Raw genomic sequence first — 20483 nt, forward strand, 5'->3', positions numbered from 1 at the left:
CTGTATGCAAGATTCCCTTACCGCATTATTGGAAGAACAAGTGGAACTTCATCCTGATGCCATTGCATTGGTATACAAAGATGCAAGCCTTACCTACAAGGAGCTTAACAGCAGAGCGAATCGATTGGCACATTATTTAAAATCGTGCGGGGTTGGAGCAGAGAGCCGAGTTGGCTTGTACATGGATCGCTCGTTTGAAATGATCATCAGTATGGTCGCTATTTTAAAGGCAGGCGGGGCCTATGTCCCGCTTGACCCTGCCTACCCTGAGCAACGCTTGCTTTATATGCTGCAAGATGCAAGCATTTCGATTGTGCTGACACAAGAAAGCTTGAAGTCCAGACTGCCGGACGGAATGAAAATCGTTTGTCCTGATCTGGACGCTAGCAAGATCAACAAGGAATCAGATGCGAATGTAGGCGAGAGTACGACTTCGGAAAGTCTAGCCTATTTGATGTATACGTCCGGTTCGACAGGAAATCCCAAAGGAGTACTCATCCCTCACCGAGGGGTGATCCGACTTACGAAGCACGCCTCCTATGTATCACTCACACCGGAAGAAACGATATTGCAACTAGCGTCGATCTCATTCGATGCGGCTACCTTCGAGATATGGGGGAGCTTGCTCAATGGCGCGAGATTGGTGATTTATCCATTTCACGGCCTTTCTCTTGACGAGTTGGGACAAGTGCTGCGTGACGAAAAAATCAGTACGCTATGGCTAACCGCAGGCATTTTTCATCAAATGATCGATTATCGGATCGAAGACTTAAGAGGAGTGCGTCAATTGTTGACTGGTGGCGACATCGTGTCCGCCAAACATGCGCAACGAGCTTTAGACATGTTACCAGAAACACTGGTGATTAATGGGTATGGTCCGACAGAGAATACGACATTTACGTGTTACTATCACATAAAAGAGAAGAGTGAGATTCAACATTCCGTTCCAATCGGCCGACCGATCAATGATACCGAGGTCTTTATCCTAAACGATAAGCAAAAGCTCGTTCCTGTTGGACTTGTGGGCGAATTATACGTGGGGGGCAAGGGACTCGCTTTCGGATACTGGAATCGACCGGAGTTGAATCAAGAGAAATTTATTCCGCATCCATTTCAACAAGACCCTGAAGCGAGATTATACAGGACGGGCGACCTGGTGAAATATGTGCCAGGGCGAGGAATCGAATTTATCGGTCGAAAAGATAATCAAGTAAAAATAAGAGGAAACCGGATTGAGCTCGGTGAGATCGTAGCTGTTCTCAATCAGCATGAGAGCGTAAGGGAAGCCGTCGTCCTTGTACATGAATATGGATCCGATGATAAACGCCTGATTGCTTATATCACGGGAGATGGGGATGTCGATGAATGGAAGCGGTATGCGAATGAACAATTGCCGCCTTTCATGGTCCCTTCCCATTTTGTGAAAATGGACGCTTTCCCGCTTACAGCTAACGGGAAGGTAGACCGTCAAGCATTGCCGTTGCCAGAAATGCGCACGATGAGGGATGAATTTGTCGCACCACGTACGGGTAACGAGAATCGGATCGCAGAGATTTGGTATGAAATTTTAAAGGTGGAGCGTCTTAGCATCCATGACTCCTTCTTTGATTTGGGTGGACACTCGCTGCTTGCGACGCAGGTCATATCTCGCTTGCAGGATGCCTTTCATCTGTCGATCCCGTTGCGCATCTTGTTTGAATGCCCGACAATCGCAAGCCTAGATGCCAAAATCATGGAGCTTGGCCGGGATGGCAAAAGAGAACGGACACCAGCTATTGCGAGAGTCTCTCATCGAGACAAGCTGCCGTTATCGCATGCCCAGCAGCGTCTATGGTTTTTGCATCAATTGGAACCGGAAAGTACGGCCTACAACGTTCCTCACATGTGGCGCTTAACAGGGCAGTGGAATGTGCGTGCGTTGGAAACGGGATGGAATGCGCTCCTTCAACGCCATGACATCTTGCGTACTGTGTTTCCGAATGAAGGGGGTCAACCTTTCCAGGCCATTGAACCCTATGTGTATCAAACGTTACCAGTGATTGATCTACGCGATCGACCTGCTGCCGAAAAAGAAGAGCAAATCCACGACTATATCAAACAGGAAGCAGACACAAGATTTGATCTACAGCGAGGACCCTTGATTCAAGTCAAATTAATCGTCGTCGAAGAGGATCAGTTCCTTTTGCTGTGCACGATGCATCACGTCATTACGGATGGTTGGTCTGAAGATATCTTATTGGAAGAATGGCTGGCCTTTTATGAGGAAGCAGAGAGCGGGGCACGTGCGGAACTACCAGAATTGTCGATTCAATACGCTGATTTCTCGGTATGGCAGCGCGAATGGCTGACGGATGAAGTGATGAGCCAACAACTCGACTATTGGAAAGCGGAGTTGTCCGGGGAGCTACCTGCCTTGCAATTGCCGATCGATCGACCAAGACCAAGCATTCAAACCTATGCCGGAGATATGCATAAAATTGTACTGGCATCCGAATTGCTTGAGAAGCTGAAAGCGTTCAGTCGGCAAGAGAATACCACCCTATTTATGACCCTAATGGCCGCATACCAAGGCTTTTTATCCAGATATACCGGGCAAAACGATATTTTGGTGGGCAGCCCGATAGCGAACCGTAATGTAAAGGAAATCGAAGGATTGATTGGCTTTTTCGTCAATACGCTCGTCTACCGGGCGAACCTCCAAGACAATCCTACGTTCAAGCAATTACTTGCCCAAGTAAAAGAAAAAGCTCTACAGGCACAGGAATACCAAGATGTCCCGTTTGAAAAAATCGTAGAAATGCTGCAACTGGAGCGCAATACAAGCTACTCCCCGGTATTTCAGACGGTGTTCACATGGGCGGAAATGACAGCGGATGTCTATCGCACGTCCAGTGGGCAATTAGAAAAAATGCCGGTTCAGATCAATGTGGCGAAATTTGATCTTCAGTTATCCATGGGTGAGTCCGAAGACGGCCTCGTGATGAACATGATCTACAACACGGATCTATTTGATCCATCCACCATTGAAAAAATGACAGCCCGCTTCGCGCATTGGTTGCAAGAGCTTGTAAACACACCGGATGTGCCGATTGCCTTGCTGGAATTGTTGACTGAGGAAGAACGTCACAAACTCTTACTCGAATGGAATCATACTAGTGGTGACTTTGGAAAAAATGATGGGGCTACAGTCTTTATGCAAGATTCCATCTCCACATTATTTGAAGAACAAGTGGAGCTTCATCCTGACGCCACTGCATTAGCATACAAAGGCACGAGCTTGTCCTATAGAGAGCTTAATAGCAGAGCGAATCAATTGGCGCATTATTTAAAATCGTGCGGAGTAGGCGCAGATAGCCGAGTTGGTTTGTACATGGATCGCTCGTTTGAAATGATCATCAGTATGGTCGCTATTTTAAAGGCAGGCGGTGCCTATGTTCCGCTTGACCCTGCTTACCCTGAGCAACGCTTGCTTTATATGCTGCAAGATGCAAGCATCTCGATTGTACTTACACAAGAAAGCTTGATGTCCAGACTGCCAGATGGATTGAAAATCGTTTGTCCCGACCTGCAAGCTCGTGAGATCAACAAGGAATCAGATACAAATCTAGGCGAGAGTACGACTTCGGAAAGCCTTGCCTATTTGATGTATACGTCCGGTTCGACAGGAAATCCGAAGGGGGTACTCATCCCTCATCGAGGGGTGATCCGACTTACGAAGCATGCCTCTTATGTATCACTCACACCGGAAGAAACCATGCTGCAACTCGCGTCGATCTCATTTGATGCAGCTACCTTCGAAATATGGGGGAGCTTGCTCAATGGCGCGAAATTGGTGATTTATCCATTTCACGGCCTGTCTCTTGAAGAGTTGGGACAAGTGCTGCGTGACGAGGAAATCAGCACGTTATGGCTAACCGCAGGCGTTTTTCATCAAATGATCGATTACCGGATCGAGTATTTAAAAGGGGTGCGTCAATTGTTGGCTGGCGGCGACATCGTGTCTGCCAAGCATGCGCAACGTGCCTTGGATATGTTACCAGATACATTGGTGATTAACGGGTATGGCCCGACAGAAAACACGACATTTACTTGCTATTATCCTATAAAAAATAAGAGCGAAATCCAGCACTCCGTTCCGATCGGTCGACCGATCAATGATACGGAGGTGTATATCTTAAGCGAAATGTTAAAGGTAGTTCCTGACGGTCTCGTGGGGGAGTTGTATGTGGGAGGCAAGGGACTAGCTTTCGGATACTGGAACCGACCGGAAATGAGCCAAGAGAAGTTTATTCCGCATCCTTTTCAACAAGACTCTGAAGCGAGATTATACAGGACGGGCGACCTGGTGAAATATGTGCCGGGGCGAGGAATCGAATTTATCGGTCGAAAAGATAATCAAGTGAAAATAAGAGGGAACAGGATTGAGCTCGGTGAGATTGTAGCTGTCCTCAGTCATCATGAGAGCGTAAGAGACGCCGTCGTCCTTATACATGAATATGGAGCGGACGATAAACGTCTGATTGCTTATATCGCGGGAGACGGGGATGTCGATGAATGGAAACGGTATGCGAGTGAACAATTGCCATCTTTCATGGTCCCTTCCTATTTTGTGAAAATGGACGTTTTCCCACTTACAGCTAACGGGAAGGTGGACCGTCAAGCATTGCCGCTTCCAGAAATGCGCACGATGAAGGACGAATTTGTCGCACCACGTACGGATACAGAGAATAAGATCGCAGAGATTTGGCGTGAAGTTTTAAAAACGGAAACGGAACGATTGAGTATCCACGATTCCTTTTTCGATTTGGGTGGACACTCGTTGCTTGCGACGCAGGTCATATCCCGCTTGCAGGAAGCCTTTCATCTGTCGATCCCGTTGCGCATCCTGTTTGAATGCCCGACAATCGCAAGTCTAGATGCCAAAATGATGGAGCTTGGCCGGGATGGAAAAAAAGAACGGACACCAGCTATTGTGAAAGCCTCGCATCTTGAAAAGCTGCCGTTATCGCATGCCCAGCAGCGTCTATGGTTTTTACATCAATTAGAACCGGAGAGTACGGCGTACAATGTTCCTCACATGTGGCGCTTAACAGGGCAGTGGAATGCGCAGGCGTTGGAAACGGGATGGAATGCGCTTCTTCAACGCCATGACATCTTGCGCACTGTGTTTTCGAATGAAGGGGGTCAACCTTTCCAAGTCATTGAACCCCATGCTTCTCGAACGTTGCCAGTGACTGATCTACGCGATCGACCTGCCGCCGAAAAAGAAGAGCAAATTCACGATATTATCATGCAGGAAGCAGACAGAAGGTTTGATCTACAGCGGGGACCCTTGATTCAAGCAAAGTTAATCGTCGTCGAAGAGGATCAGTTCCTTTTGCTGTGCACGATGCATCATGTCATTACGGATGGCTGGTCTGAGGATATCTTATTGGAAGAATGGTTGGCCTTTTACGAGGAAGTAGAAAGTGGAACACGTACGGAGCTGAGAGAATTGCCGATTCAATACGCTGATTTCGCGGTATGGCAGCGTGAATGGCTGACGGATGAAGTGATGGGCCGACAACTGGACTATTGGAAAGCGGAGTTGTCTGGAGAGCTTCCTGTCTTGCAATTGCCGATTGATCGACCAAGACCAAGCATTCAAACCTACGCTGGAAGTATGCATAAGATGGTGCTGACATCCGAATTGCTTGAGAAGCTGAAAGCGTTTAGTCGGCAAGAGAATACCACCTTATTTATGACCCTGATGGCCGCTTACCAAGGCTTTTTATCCAGATATACCGGACAGACCGATATTTTGGTGGGAAGCCCCATAGCGAATCGACATGTAAAGGAAATCGAAGGATTGATTGGCTTTTTCGTCAATACGCTCGTCTACCGGACGAACTTCCAAGACAATCCAACGTTCCAGCAATTACTTGCCCAAGTAAAAGAAAAAGCTCTACAGGCACAGGAGTACCAGGATGTCCCGTTTGAAAAAATCGTAGAAATGCTGCAACTGGAACGCAATACAAGCTACTCCCCGGTATTTCAGACAGTGTTCACATGGGCAGAAATGAAAGAGGATGTCTATCATTCGTTCAGTGGGCAATTAGAAAAAATGCCGGTTCAGATCAATGTGGCGAAATTTGATCTTCAGTTATCTATGGGTGAGTCTGAGGACGGTCTCGTGATGAACATGATCTACAACACGGATTTATTTGATGCATCCACGATTGAAAAAATGACAGAGCACTTCGCAAATTGGTTGCAAGAGCTTGTGAATGCACCGGACGTGCCGATGGCCTTGCTAGAATTGTTGAGCGAGAAAGAACGTCACAAAATCCTCGTGGAGTGGAATGATACAGCAGTCGCCATTCCAGAGAATACATGCCTGCATGATTTGTTTATCGAACAAGCAAAAAAGACACCGGAACTCATTGCAGCTGAATATGGCAGTGAAAAGATGACCTATCGAGAACTGGACAGACGTTCTAACCAGTTGGCGCACTACCTGATTATGCTGGGGGTTGGACCCAATACGCCTGTCGGGATATGTATGAATCGCTCCATCGAGCTTGTCATTTCGATTCTCGGCATCGTAAAGGCTGGCGGAGCATTTCTCCCCTTGGATACCGAAATGCCACAAGCGAGGATGGCGAAACTGTTGGAAAGCTCCAAAACCAACATTTGTATATCCGAGCTGGAGTTCATGAACCTGTTTGGACAAGCCACTCATGTGAGATGTATAGATTCCCAAGCGGAAAAAGAAAAAATAGCAAGCATGCCGGAGGGATTGCCGGAGCAAACCGTAAAACCGACAGATTTAGTTTCGATTTATTACACGTCAGGTTCGACCGGAAATCCGAAAGGCGTTGAAAACCTCCATTATGGTTGGGTAAATCGCATGTTATGGATGCAGCGACAACATGGCTTGGGGCAGGGCGAGTCTGTACTGCAAAAAACAACCTTAACATTTGATGATGCAGCTGTTGAGTTTTTTTGGCCATTGTCTGTAGGGGGACGGATATCATTCTTGGAACCATGGCTGCATCGGGACCCTGAGGCGATTATCCAGGCTGCTATTCACTATCAGGTAGCGTGCATTCAATTTGTACCGAGCATGCTCAATATGTTTGTGGACGCCCTTACTCCAGAAGATGCATCTAAATTGCACAAATTAAAAAATGTCATCTCCAGTGGTGAGGCGCTATTACCCGAAACAGTAGGCAAGTTCTTTAAAAAGCTAAATGCCAAACTCCATAATACGTGGGGGGCCACAGAAGTATCGATCGACTCCACCATTTACACATGCTCACCAATGGACGTGCTGGAAAAGGATTGTGTGAGTGTAGGCAGGCCGATTGATAACAACAGAGTCTATGTTCTTGACCAAAATAGGAAGGCTGTCCCAATTGGCGTCATTGGCGACCTTTATATTGGTGGCCTTGGATTGGCCAGAGGCTATCTGCATAATAGCGAGAAAACCCAAGAAGTATTTATGGAGAATCCGTTTGTACCTGGGGAAAGAATATATCGAACCGGCGACAAGGGGTACTTCCTGCCTTCGGGCAACATTAAATTCGTAGGCAGACAAGATAATCAAATCAAGATTAGAGGCATGCGGGTTGAATTGGGTGAAATTGAATCCACATTAAGCAGGCATCCGTCCGTTCGTGAAGCAGCCGTTATTTCTGTGAAAAACGACAGGTCAGCTACCGAATTGGCTGCTTATATCGTGGGGGACGGGGATGTAAACGAATGGCGGGCATTCCTGAAGGAGCATTTGCCTGCTTATATGATTCCAACTTATTTCATGAAGTTGGACAGCATTCCTAAAACCACGAGTGGAAAAATTGACCGAAATAGACTGAAATTACCAGTCATGAAACCAAGCGATTGCTCGATCATTGAGCCGCGCACGATACCTGAAGAACTTATCCACTCCATCTGGTGCGATATATTACAGGTGGATCGGATTTCGATCAAGGACTCATTCTTTGATAGGGGTGGACATTCCTTATTGGCTACGCAAGTCATTTCCCGCATGCGAAATGTTTTGGGGATGGACATACCTTTGCGCACGATTTTTGAGTTTCCAACCATTGAAGCGATTGCCGCCCGTATTTCTGAGATTAAGCAAGGCAGTGAGACGAATACCCGCATCCATGAAGTATCGCGCGTGGAAAATCAGACAGATGTCTCCTTATTCGAAGTATCCCACGGGCAAAGGAGACAATGGTTCCATGCAAAATTCAGTGACCAAGAAGCAGTAGGAGGGGTGTACCTCTTTGAAGTAGACGGTCCCGTTGATAGTCATTCTCTGCACAGATCTATGGGCCTCATGTTTGAACGTCACAGAATCATGCGCACGACGATTATAGAAAACGAAGGGCAATTGTATCAAAAGGTGCATGACGACCTTGAGGTGGAGAATGAGTTTGTAGATTTGTCTTCGTTATCTGTGACGGAAGGCGAGCAGCGTATCAAAATGGATTTGCAATCCGCTCTGTACAAACCATTTGATTTTTCGCGAGAGTCTTTCTTCCGGATGACTTTGTATCGAATCTCATCAACGAAGCACTTCTTCATTTTGAGCGCGCATCATATTGGATTTGATGGCTGGTCGTTAGATGTGTTTATGAATGATCTCGCGGGCATTTATCAACAAGTAAAGAGTGGGGTGCAACAGGAGTTTTCCAAACCATTGGATTATATGGATTACACCTTGTGGCAGCAAGCACGGTTGCAAAATGGAGAACTGAACCGACAACGGGACTATTGGTTAAAACAACTGCAACAAAATGTAGATGCACCGTTCATACCGCGAGAGACACAATCGTTCGCACACGGCAACCGAATTTCAAACGTAGCTTCGCTTCCAATCGAGCAAGTGAAGGGACAATCGCTTTTAGAATTGACTCGAATGACTGGTGGTACCGTCTATACGAGCTTGCTTGCGGCGATCAACATTTGGCTGTCACTCCTCACAGATCAAACCATCATAACTGTCGGCTCGACATTATCTGGCCGCACGCAGACGGATCTAGAAGGAATTATTGGTCCGCTAATCAATCCGGTCGCCATGCGTACAGACTTGTCTGGCAACCCGACTGTATTGGAAATGATGAACAGAACAAGAGAAACCGCATATGGTGCGTACGAGAATCAAGAGTATCCGTACAATTTGGTTGTAGAGGATCAACTAGCTGCCACAGGCGATAAGAAGAGTTTGTATTCCCTTGTTTTTATTGGACAACATGTATCGAACAATCAGCCTGAATCAGATGAAATGACCTTTACAGAATGTCCGTTACGTCGTTTTCTGGATGAAACGATTATCAAAGCATATGAAGGCAGTCACTTTGTTCAAGACGATCAATTGGATATGATGTTATTTTTGTCCACGCGTCATGACCAACTGACGTTAACTGCACATTACAACACGGAAGCATTCAGTGAATATGCCATGGATACGTTACTGGATCAGTTAAAGCATGTCATTTGCCAAATGATTGACAATCCAATGCAGCGCTTGTCTCAAATAAACTTGGTGGAAGAATATGATTTCAATGAACTATTCAGCTAACTAGTTTATGGCTGTTGGGGCATGCTGGTGAGAGCCGCATGCCCAACCATTACGCAGTTGCGTATCGGGGAGACTACGAATGATGGATAAAACTTTTATCAAAACCATCCCTCTGTCTGAGGCTCAAAAAGATTACTATCTACACTATTTAGTCTATCCAATGAGTCCATATTATCAGGAGCAGTATCTGTTCCACTTCGAAAGCCGATTGGATGTATCGGTTACGATTCGTACACTTTACGAGATCGTGAAACGCCACGAAATCTATCGTTCCATTTTTGTTTTGGAAGATGAGCCCATCCAAAAAGTATATAGCGAACCCGTATTGGATTTTGAACATGTGTCTTCCACGACCTGGGACGACACGATGATTAGAGAATATTTCAATGAGGAGTTCAGCAAGCCTTTTACGCTGGAAGAGGGGCCGTTATTCAGTTGCAGATTGCTGGATTATAAAGAAAGCGGCAGTATTTTATATTTCAAGTATCACCATATCTGCTTTGATGGGTGGAGTGTTTCGCTCACGCTCGATGAATTTACGATGATCTACCAACTACTGATCAAGGGCAATGATCACGAGTTGCAACCACAAATACACCAATACGCGGACTTTGTGGAGTGGGAACAGAATTACATAGCGAGCCCAGAAGGCGAAGCTGCGAGAGGTTTTTGGAAAAAGAAATTGGGTGGGACTCTTGAGAGGGTAGAAGTACCGGCAGATAAAAAGCGTCCGAGTACCCCTTCGTTTAAAGGGGGGATATCATTCTTTACGTTTACCCGCCAACTCCGGGATGAGTTGATTGCTTATCATAAACATCACAAATATCCTACGGATGTCATTTATTTATCCCTTTTTAGTGCTTTTCTTTATCGGATAACTGGGCAAGACGACCTCATTGTTGGCGTACCGAGATACGGCAGGCCAAAAAGAGAGTTTCATACGATCATGGGACCGTGTATGGTAATGCTTCCCCTGCGAATCAAAATTCCTAAGAACAGCTCGCTTCGTGAGTTGGCAAAGCAGATTCATGAAGAATTGTCTTTATGTTCACAGTATCAAAACTATCCAATCTCTTTGATTACAGCTGAATTGCAATATGAGCGCGATAAAAAATATGCTTCCTTTTTTTCAACAGCTTTCGTCCATCAAAAAGCGATTAAGCAAGATGCAGCGATTATGCTGGGCAATGCGCAAAATACTTTTCATAGCAATGATCTTACCGTAAGCACCTATCCGATTGGCAAAGATGTGTCCCAGTATGATTTATGTTTGGTCGTTGAAAAGGACAACCATCATGACATACTGGCAGGATTCGAATACAATTCGGATATTTTGGATGAAGAAACCATTGCCAAATGGGTTTCCGACTTTGAACGCACCAGTCTTTCTCTTTTGAAAAATGATGGTGAAAACATCCCTGCACTTGCAGGCAAGCCCGCTGATTGGATGGAGAGTCTTTCCACTTTGCCTTCCCTCAAGATATTGCCAGAGGACGTCATCCCACTCTCTACCGACTCAATAAAGTTCGAGGAAGTGACGTTTGAATGGACATGCTTGCGGGAGGCTGGGATATCTCATCTGGCTAAAGTTTGGGATGCCTCTTCCTATGCGATATTCATGACCGTATTTCTCGTACTTTTGTATGCAGAAACCGAGAAGGAGGGTTTGGCTTTGGCATTTCGTGCGGGGTGGGACGAGAGCGAGGATGTCCCAAGCGCCCTGCTTTTACGAGCTGATCTGACAGGCAATCCACTACTTGGCGATTTGGTTTTGCAAATACAAAGCAAGTTAAAAGAAGCCCATTATCATCAAGCGTCCTTTCCTAAAACTCACGAGCCTCAACTCTTATTTGAAATGAGTAAGAATGAATATCCCTCCACGATTGATTTTCAACTCCGCATCCATGAATCTAACAATCACATACATGGCACCATTACCTATAAATCGAATGTATTCAAGAGGGAGACAGTGCAACGGATCTGCACCCAATATGAATACTTGTTGGAAAGTGTGACAGCCGAGTCGCATCAAAGAATCCGCGAGATTGTCAGTCATCTGAACAGCCAATTTCTAACCAGTGATGATTTTGAACAATTATTTCTGTAGCGAAAGAGGTGCACTGGCTTGAAGCATTTAACAAAAGAGAACGTACTGGAAGTCATAGAGCTTTCCATGGTGCAAAAGCAATTATTACGTCCTGACAAGATGACAACCATGCGCTATCTCATCGAGCACCGTCTCGAACTGGAACGCATTCAAGAAACGTGGAAGGAATTAGTCAGCCAGACGCCGGTGATGCGAACAGTTTTCCGCCAGCTTAAAAATAAACATGTACAAGTCGTATTGAAGGAGCTACCCATTCCTATTGACTGGCACGATGTACGGGAATTATCTCCTGAACAGCAAGAGCAAGTGTATCTCTCTACACTTACATCCCATCAGGAGCCCATTCCGTATGAGGAGGGGCCATTAATCCGGGTATCGATTTTGCAGATGGACGCCAATCAATCCGTCCTCATCTGGACTCATCATGCATTATGTATGGACGATGCCAGTCGCGAGCTTCTTGTAGCGGAATGGCTGAAACGGGTACGGGGTAATCAGCCATCTGCCGACCAGCGGGCCTCATTCAAAGAGTACGTTGCTTGGGAGTCAAGCCAAGATGGCTCCAAAGTCAAAAGCTTTTGGGCAGATCAATTCCAAGGCTATGAAAGCGAGAATGTGTTTTATCCAGTACAAGGGGCACAGAAGGATGCGAGCCATCCGATCACTTGCAACGCTGTTCTTTCCGAAGCGGTAACCACGTCCATCAGAAGGATGGCATTCGAGCAGCGAGTATCCATAGAGGCCATCTTTCAGGCTGCTTGGCTCCTCTTGGAGAATATGTACAGTGGCGAGGACAAGCTGGTCATTGGGGTTACCGTCTCTGGCAGACCGGAAACATGGAAAGAGGCGAATACCATTATTGGGCCACTGGCTCACAGCTTACCTGTTTTCCAGACCGTGCACGCGAATCAAAAAGTGCGTGATGTCGTAAAGGATGTCGAGGAAAGCTGGGAACAACTACAGCAAAATGATATGGCCACACTAGACATGGTCCGTAACTATGCAGGCATCCGAGAAACTGATCTTATATTTGGAACGACATTGACGATACGGAATGGTGCAGAAGATCACCAGGAATCTGCCATGCTTTATCGCGGCGGTCTCCAAACAGTGGAGATAGTGGTGACGGTCGGGCAGCTCATGAAAATTCAAATTTTCCATATGAATGCGTCCACTACGAGCGATCTGGAACGATTGCAGTCCCATTACATCCATATGCTCGAGCAGATTTGCTCAGAGGCAGACAGGAACATCAGCGATCTGAACATCGTGACGGATGAAGAACAAGAGATCATGACGAAGGTGATGGGCAATTTCGCCATGTCGAATCGCAATATGGAGCAATTTGCGCACCATATCATAGAAGAGCAGGTCAAGCGCAATCCTGACGCTGTTGCTGCTATCGATGGGAAGCAATCCATCACCTACCGGGAATTGAATGAGGATTCGAACCGATTGGCGCATTGGTTGCGAAGACAAGGATTTGGCCGAAATGATCTTGCTTGCCTATTTGCTGAGAGAAGCGTCGACATGCTGCTTGGCATTCTGGCTGTACTGAAAGCAGGAGGGGCCTATGTCCCGCTTGACACAGCCCATCCCGATCAACGACTCCTTACGATTCTTGATAACAGCAAGGCGAAGGTTTTACTGACCGAGGCGCGTTTCCAATCGCGTAGCATGGCCTTGGCAGACAGATTGGAGCACAAGCCAGTTGTGTTTTGCCTGAACAAGGGGGACGGGACAAGCTCGGACATTTCTTCCTTGCAAGCGTCGGATACATCGAATCCAGAGATCATCCATGCGCATGCTGATTTGGCAAACGTCTTTTTTACCTCAGGCTCCACTGGTATGCCAAAAGGGGCAATGATCGAGCATAGCGGCATGCTGAATCATCTTTACGCCAAAATGGATGTCCTTGGACTGAATGAAGATAGCATCGTAGCGCAGAATGCTTCTCATTGCTTTGATATATCGGTGTGGCAATTCCTGGCTCCCTTGATGGCAGGGGGTAAGCTAGTGATTTACGACAACGAGACGGCTACTGATCCGGATGCATTGCTCCAAGCCTTGAATCGAGACGGTGTCACCGTAATTCAAATGGTACCGGCGATGATAGAAGCATTGCACAATGCTGCACTGACTCTTCCACCGGAACAGCATGTGTTACCTCAATTGCAATACATGATTTCTACTGGTGAAGGATTGCCGGTAACCCTGTGCCAAAAGTGGCAAAGCCTGTATCCCGATGTGATTGTAGTGAACACGTATGGAGCTACGGAGTGCTCAGATGATACGATGCATGAAATCATTGATCGTTCGTATTCGCATGATGATTATCCTTATGTGGCCTTGGGAAGCTCGATCGCCAATATGAAGCACTATGTGCTGGACAAATGGATGCGCTCCGTTCCGGTTGGTTGTGTCGGGGAAATCTACATTTCTGGAACTGGCGTAGGGCGGGGGTATCTCCATGATGCTGAACGCACTGAGCTAGCATTTTCAGAAAATCCATTTTTGCAGGGTAGAAAAGAACGGCTATATAAAACAGGCGATTTGGGACGTTATTTGTCAAATGGGAGACTCGTATTTGTTACGCGTGCTGATTTTCAGGTGAAAGTACGCGGACATCGCATAGAGCTCGGCGAGATAGAAAATGCCCTTTTACGTCACACGCTGGTGAGACAGTGTGTAGCGGTTGCACGGGAAGATGAAAATGGGCAGAACGGAATTGCTTGCTATGTGGTCATGCATGAACAGCAGAGTGAGCATGAGCTGCAAGCCTATCTCAGAACGATCTTGCCGGAGTATATGATTCCGGAGCGAATCGTCATTCTGGATGCAATGCCACTGAATCGCAACGGAAAAGTAGACAAAAAAGCATTGCCAGAGACAGACGTGATTCAAAAGAAGTCTGAAGCATTCGTCGCTCCGCGCAACGATCTGGAACGAAGCTTGGCAGCTATCTGGCGTACCGTACTAAACATAGAGGACATTGGGATTGACGATGACTTTTTCCAGCTTGGCGGGCATTCTATGAAAACGATTCAGGTTCGCTTGCGCATGAAAAGAGAGATGGGCATAGAAGTTACCATCAAGGACTTATTCGAGCATCGAACCATTCGGGAATTATCCTCCCTGTTTCATCACGAGGAAGCGCTGTCCGCAGGTGAGCTCCATACGCAACATGATCGATTAACGATCCCCAAGGCAACAGAGCAAGCGTATTACCCGGTGTCACATGCGCAGAGGAGACTGTTTTTCATTCAGCAGCTAGAGCCTGAGAATACGGCTTATAATATGCCGACGATCTACCATATCACGGGACCATTGAAGGAGCGTGTCCTGCATCAGGCATTCGGGTTGCTCGTAAAAAGACATGAAGTGCTGCGAACAAAGTTCCTGTTAAGAGACGGACGCCCCGTTCAACAGGTGCTGCCGAGCAATGACTTCACCTATGCATTTGTCGATCTTTCCAAGGAGTCAGAAGCGTCGAAGCAAGAAGCGATTGATCTGATTATCCAAAAAGAGACGGAAACCAGCTTTGATTTTGACAGGGATACATTGTTTCGGGTGAAGTTATGCAAGGCTGCGAAAGAAAAATACGTATTGTTAATGAACATGCATCACATGATCAGTGATCAATGGTCGTGGGGGATATTGATGAAGGATTTGGGCACCATCTACGAATCCTTGCATCAAGGGATAGACCTCGAATTGCCGGAGTTGAGCATCCAGTATAAAGATTACGCAGTCTGGCAAAATCAGTCGATTCATCATGGAGAGCTGGCAGAATCAGAAGCGTATTGGCTGAAGACATTCGAAAAAGAGATCCCAGTATTGGACTTGCCGACAGATTTCCAGCGACAGCCTGTACAAACGTATTTTTCGGCAACGGAATCTTATCAAATTCCGGAAAAAGCGTTTAGCCGCATGAAAGAGATTGCTCAGCAACATGATGCATCCATGTTTATGGTGATTTTATCAACGATAGGCATTTGGCTGTCCAAGCTGACCAATCAACAGGATATCATCATCGGTACTCCGGAGGCTGGCCGGAACCACATGGATATTGAACAGGTCATTGGATTTTTTATTAACACACTCCCGTTGAGACTAGAAGTCAATCAGGAGCATACCTTTATCGAGGCGTTGCAGGTTTGGCGCCAGCAAGCACTGGAGTCTTACATGCATCATGAGTATCCATTCGATAAATTGGTCGAAAAAATTAATCCGGAAAGAGATGTTAGCCGCAATCCTATTTTTTCTTTCATGTTCCAATATATTGAAAAAACGGAAGAGGAAAATGAAATAAATGGCTTGGAAATGACAGCTGTTCAATCCTATAACTCCATGACGAATTTCGATTTATCGCTCGTATGCATGGACCTAGAAAATGGAACGGGTTTGACTGTCGAATATCGCACGGATTTATGTAAGCCAGAAACGGTTCAACGGATGCTCAAATATTTGGGCAACATCATCGAACAGGTAGCCAATCAACCAGATATCCATTTCAAGCATATCGAATTGTTGTCAGTGGAAGAAAAACAGGCAATGATCTCTGCCTATAAGGAAGTTTCTTTTACCAATGGGGATGAGCATAAAACAATCATCGAGCTATTCGAGGAGCAAACAGAGAAAACCCCGGATCGCATTGCTCTCGCTTTTGAAGAGCAAGAACTGTCTTATTCAGAACTGAATAAACGGGTGAATCAGCTGGCGCGGACATTGGTAGCTGCGGGCGTCCATGCAAATCAAATGGTGGGGATCATCGCAGAACGGTCCATAGAGATGATCGTTGGCGTATTGGCGATTGTGAAAGCGGGTGGAGCCTACGTCCCCATTGACCCTGATTATCCGGAAGAGCGCATACGGTACATGCTGGAACATTCGGGAGCAGAAGTTTTACTGTTGCATCAGTCGGTACGCAACAAAGTGAATGCTGACAAAAAAATGATCATGCTTGACGATGAGGAGTCCTATCATCAGGAGAATACGAATCTGGGGTTACCTGTTCCGTTTGATCAGCTTGCTTATGTGATTTATACATCAGGCACTACGGGAACGCCAAAGGGAGTCATGATTGAACACCGACAGCTTCATTCGCTTGCGCAGGCATGGAAACAAGAATACAAGCTGGATGAATTCCCCGTCAGGAGTTTGCAATGGGCAAGTTTTTCTTTTGATGTGTTTACGGGTGATTATATAAGATGTCTGTTAAACGGTGGGAAACTGGTTATTTGCCCAAAAGATGCGAGAGTGGATTTGGAGCGCCTTTACCACCTGATGGAAAAGCATGAGATTAATCTGTTTGAATCGACTCCCGTCCTGGTGATTCCTTTCATGGACTATCTCTATGAAAATGGGCTCAACATAGACTTCATGAAAATATTGATTCTTGGCTCGGATCAATGCCCGTTACATGCCTTTCACAAGCTTGTTGATCGATACGGAAGCACAATGAGAATCTTAAACAGCTATGGAGTGACGGAGGCTACCATTGATTCCTCCTATTTTGAAAGAGATAAACAGCAAGATTACAAATTTTTGCCGATTGGCAAGCCTTTGCCAGGGGTGAAGATGTATATTCTGGACGCCAATCTTCATGTGCAGCCTGTGGGTGTCCCAGGAGAACTGTATATTGGAGGCTTGGGAGTAGGAAAAGGATATTTCAAGCGGCCAGATTTGACGAATGAAAAATTCGTTCCCAATCCGTTTTGTATCGGTGAAAGCATGTATAAGACAGGGGATATGGCTCGATGGCTCCCCAGCGGAGATATTGAATTTTTAAGGCGATTGGATAATCAGGTAAAAATACGTGGGAATCGAATCGAATTAGAAGAAATCGAAGCGGAATTACGAAAGATAGGCGATATTCGCGACGCGGTCGTTATCGCAAGAGCGGATGAATCCGGTCAAAAAAGGCTGGTTGCATTCTATGTAGCTGCAAAAGCTGTGGAATCGAACGTATTGAGAGAGTCGTTGCGGAAGTCGTTACCGGCATTTATGGTCCCAGCCCATTTTGTTCAGCTAGATGAAATACCAGTAACGCCGAATGGAAAGATTGATCGAAAAGCGTTAGTGGATATCAACATCGTCTTGCAGAGTGAAATGGAATATGTGGAGCCCCAAACGGACAACGAGAAGATATTGGTAGCTGTGTGGCAAGACGTTTTACATGAGAAAAAGATTGGGACTTTGGATCATTTCTTTGAACTTGGTGGCGACTCTATCAAATCGATTCAAGTTTCATCGCAATTAGCAGCTTTGGGATACAAGATGGAGATTCGAGATCTTTTCAAATATCCAACGATCGCAGAACTCAGTACAAAACTGAAACTGATGAATAGGAAAATTGACCAGAAGGATATTGAAGGCGTTGTACCGCTGACCCCGATTCAGCATTGGTTGATACAAGAACACAGTCAGTATCTCCATCACTATAACCAATCTTTTGTGTTGTACCGCAAAGAGCGGTTTGACGAGGAGATGGTTAGCAAAGTCATTGATAAGCTCGTACAGCACCATGATGCACTGCGAATGATTTTCCGCCAAACCGAGACAGGTTATGAGGCTTATAATCGAGGCGTCAACACTAGCGACATGTATCGTCTGGAGATTTGGGACTATCAAAACAAGAATGGGTCTGAGATCGAACAAGCGATGGACTTGAAATGCAGTGAAATTCAATCGAGGCTTAACATTTTTGATGGCCCATTAATGAGGCTAGGGTTATTCCAATGCTCGGATGGCGATCACTTGCTTATTGCTGTTCATCATTTAGTCGTAGACGGGGTATCATGGCGCATTTTAATCGACGATTTCAAAACAGCTTATGGGCAGCTCCTCCGTAATGAAGAGATTCGTTTCCCTTTAAAAAGTGATTCAGTCCAATTATGGGCGCAACAATTGAACGAGTATGCCAATAGCGAAAGGCTCGAGCAAGAGCGTGAATATTGGAATCGAATCGAGGAAAGGGACACTCAAGCGTTGCCAACGGATTACGATGAGCAAAAACCGCTTCGGAAAACAACCAGGACGAAAACGGTCATGATGGATGAGCAGCAAACCGAGGAATTGCTAAAACAAGCCAATCGTGCCTATCAGACGGAAATCGATGAACTTTTGTTGGCTGCTATTGGAATGGGCTTTAAAAAATGGGCAAATATCGATCGCGTCGTCTTGAATATGGAAGGGCATGGTAGGGAATCGATTTTACCAGATCTGAACATTAACCGTACAGTGGGATGGTTCACGAGTGAATATCCAGTGATGGTAGATGTCGGGAACGAAATGAATCCGTCAGCTATTATTCCTAAAATCAAAAAAGATGTACGACGAATACCACATAAAGGGATTCACTACGGTATATTGAAATATTTGTCTGCAAAATCGCCAAACATCACCATGAATGTACATCCTGAGGTCAGTTTTAATTATTTGGGACAATTTGATATGGATCGAAAAGAAAAGGATGACGACATTCAATTGTCTACATTCTCAGGCGGAGAATCAATGAGTCTGGAGCAGTTCCGGGAATGCAAGATTGACATTGAGTGCGTGGTGTTAAATGGAAGCTTTCACTTTATGGTAGCTTACAGCGAGGCACAGTATAAAACGGAAACCATCGAACGACTTACTGCATGCCTTCAGGATAGTCTTAGGGAAGTCCTCCAACACTGCATGATGAAATTGCGCAACAATCCTGACCACGAAATCGCTGGAGAATGGGTGGACTTCGAAGCAGTGATAGACGGATTTTTCGACTCTTCTACGATGAGTGATCTTCCTGGCGCAATTGCGGTGGTAGTCCAACACGGTCAAGTGAAAGTAAAGAAGGCTTACGGTTACGCCAATCTATCAGAGAAAGTGCCCATGAGTGCAGATGAAACCGTAGTCAAGGTAGGTTCGATTTCCAAACTCGTAACAGTCGCTGCCATTATGAAGCTAGTGGAGCAAGGTCTGATTGGATGGAACGAGGATGTTCAGCAATACCTCGATATGGAAATACCGAGAAGGGTTGAGGGCCCACTAACGGTAGAACATTTACTCAGTTACACAACAGGGTTTGACTCGCCAGACGCGGGAAATGATCAAAGCTATCATTTTGGCGGGCGTGACTCCCTAACGTTACGAGAGTATATTCACCGCTATATGCCAACCGTGATTTACAAGCCTGGCGAACAATATGGGAATGAGAATTTTGCCTTTATGCTGGCGGGTTATCTTGTGGAAAGAGTTACGGGAGTTTCCTTTGATCGCTATGTAAGAGAGCATTTCTTTACGCCTCTCGAAATGACAGACAGCAGTTTTCTACTACAACCAGAATTAGAGGCGAAGATGGCCACAGGCTATGATCTGGAAAATCAGGCCGTGCAAAAGTACGATTTCAGCCCTGCAATCTCACCAGACGGCAGCATGCTCTCCACGGGGCACGATATCGCCACATTCATGCTGGCTCTCTTACGTGGAGGCGCTGATGGCAAAGAAACAATTTTAGAGGTGGATTCGATAGACAAAATGTTCTCCAGTAAATCAGTACCTCATCCAACAGGGGCAAATACAGGGTATGGATTTACAGTAAAATTCCACCCAGAATACGTACATGAGAATATTTTGGCGAAGGCAGGCGAGGTCATAGGCTTTAACTCCTTTATGTGGTTCCTGCCAGAAAAACAAATGGGGGTCTTTGTTAGTACAAATAAAAGTCAATTCAACAAAATCGAATTTTTCGATTACTTTATGAAGCGCTATCGTCCTGCGGAAGCGATCATCATGTAAATCATATTCGTGTAAACGGGGGGG

The 20483-nt window shown here is 45.9% G+C and carries 3 protein-coding genes; all 3 read left to right on the plus strand.

Translation table 11 applies throughout. The features are described from left to right. Window positions 1-4 precede the first annotated feature (4 nt). Window positions 5-9571, plus strand: a complete 9567-nt coding sequence (locus POF51_RS30005; protein ID WP_271756684.1) for a non-ribosomal peptide synthetase — start codon at window positions 5-7, stop codon at window positions 9569-9571. Between the two features lie 79 nt (window positions 9572-9650). Continuing rightward, on the plus strand, window positions 9651-11678 hold the full coding sequence (locus POF51_RS30010; protein WP_069851610.1) for a condensation domain-containing protein: 2028 nt from the start codon (window positions 9651-9653) through the stop codon (window positions 11676-11678). 18 nt (window positions 11679-11696) lie between these two features. Continuing rightward, window positions 11697-20459, plus strand: coding sequence for a non-ribosomal peptide synthetase (locus tag POF51_RS30015; RefSeq protein WP_271756685.1), 8763 nt, complete (start codon window positions 11697-11699; stop codon window positions 20457-20459). Window positions 20460-20483: the final 24 nt, after the last annotated feature.

This window comes from Brevibacillus sp. AG (assembly GCF_028369215.1).
Lineage (GTDB): Bacteria > Bacillota > Bacilli > Brevibacillales > Brevibacillaceae > Brevibacillus > Brevibacillus porteri.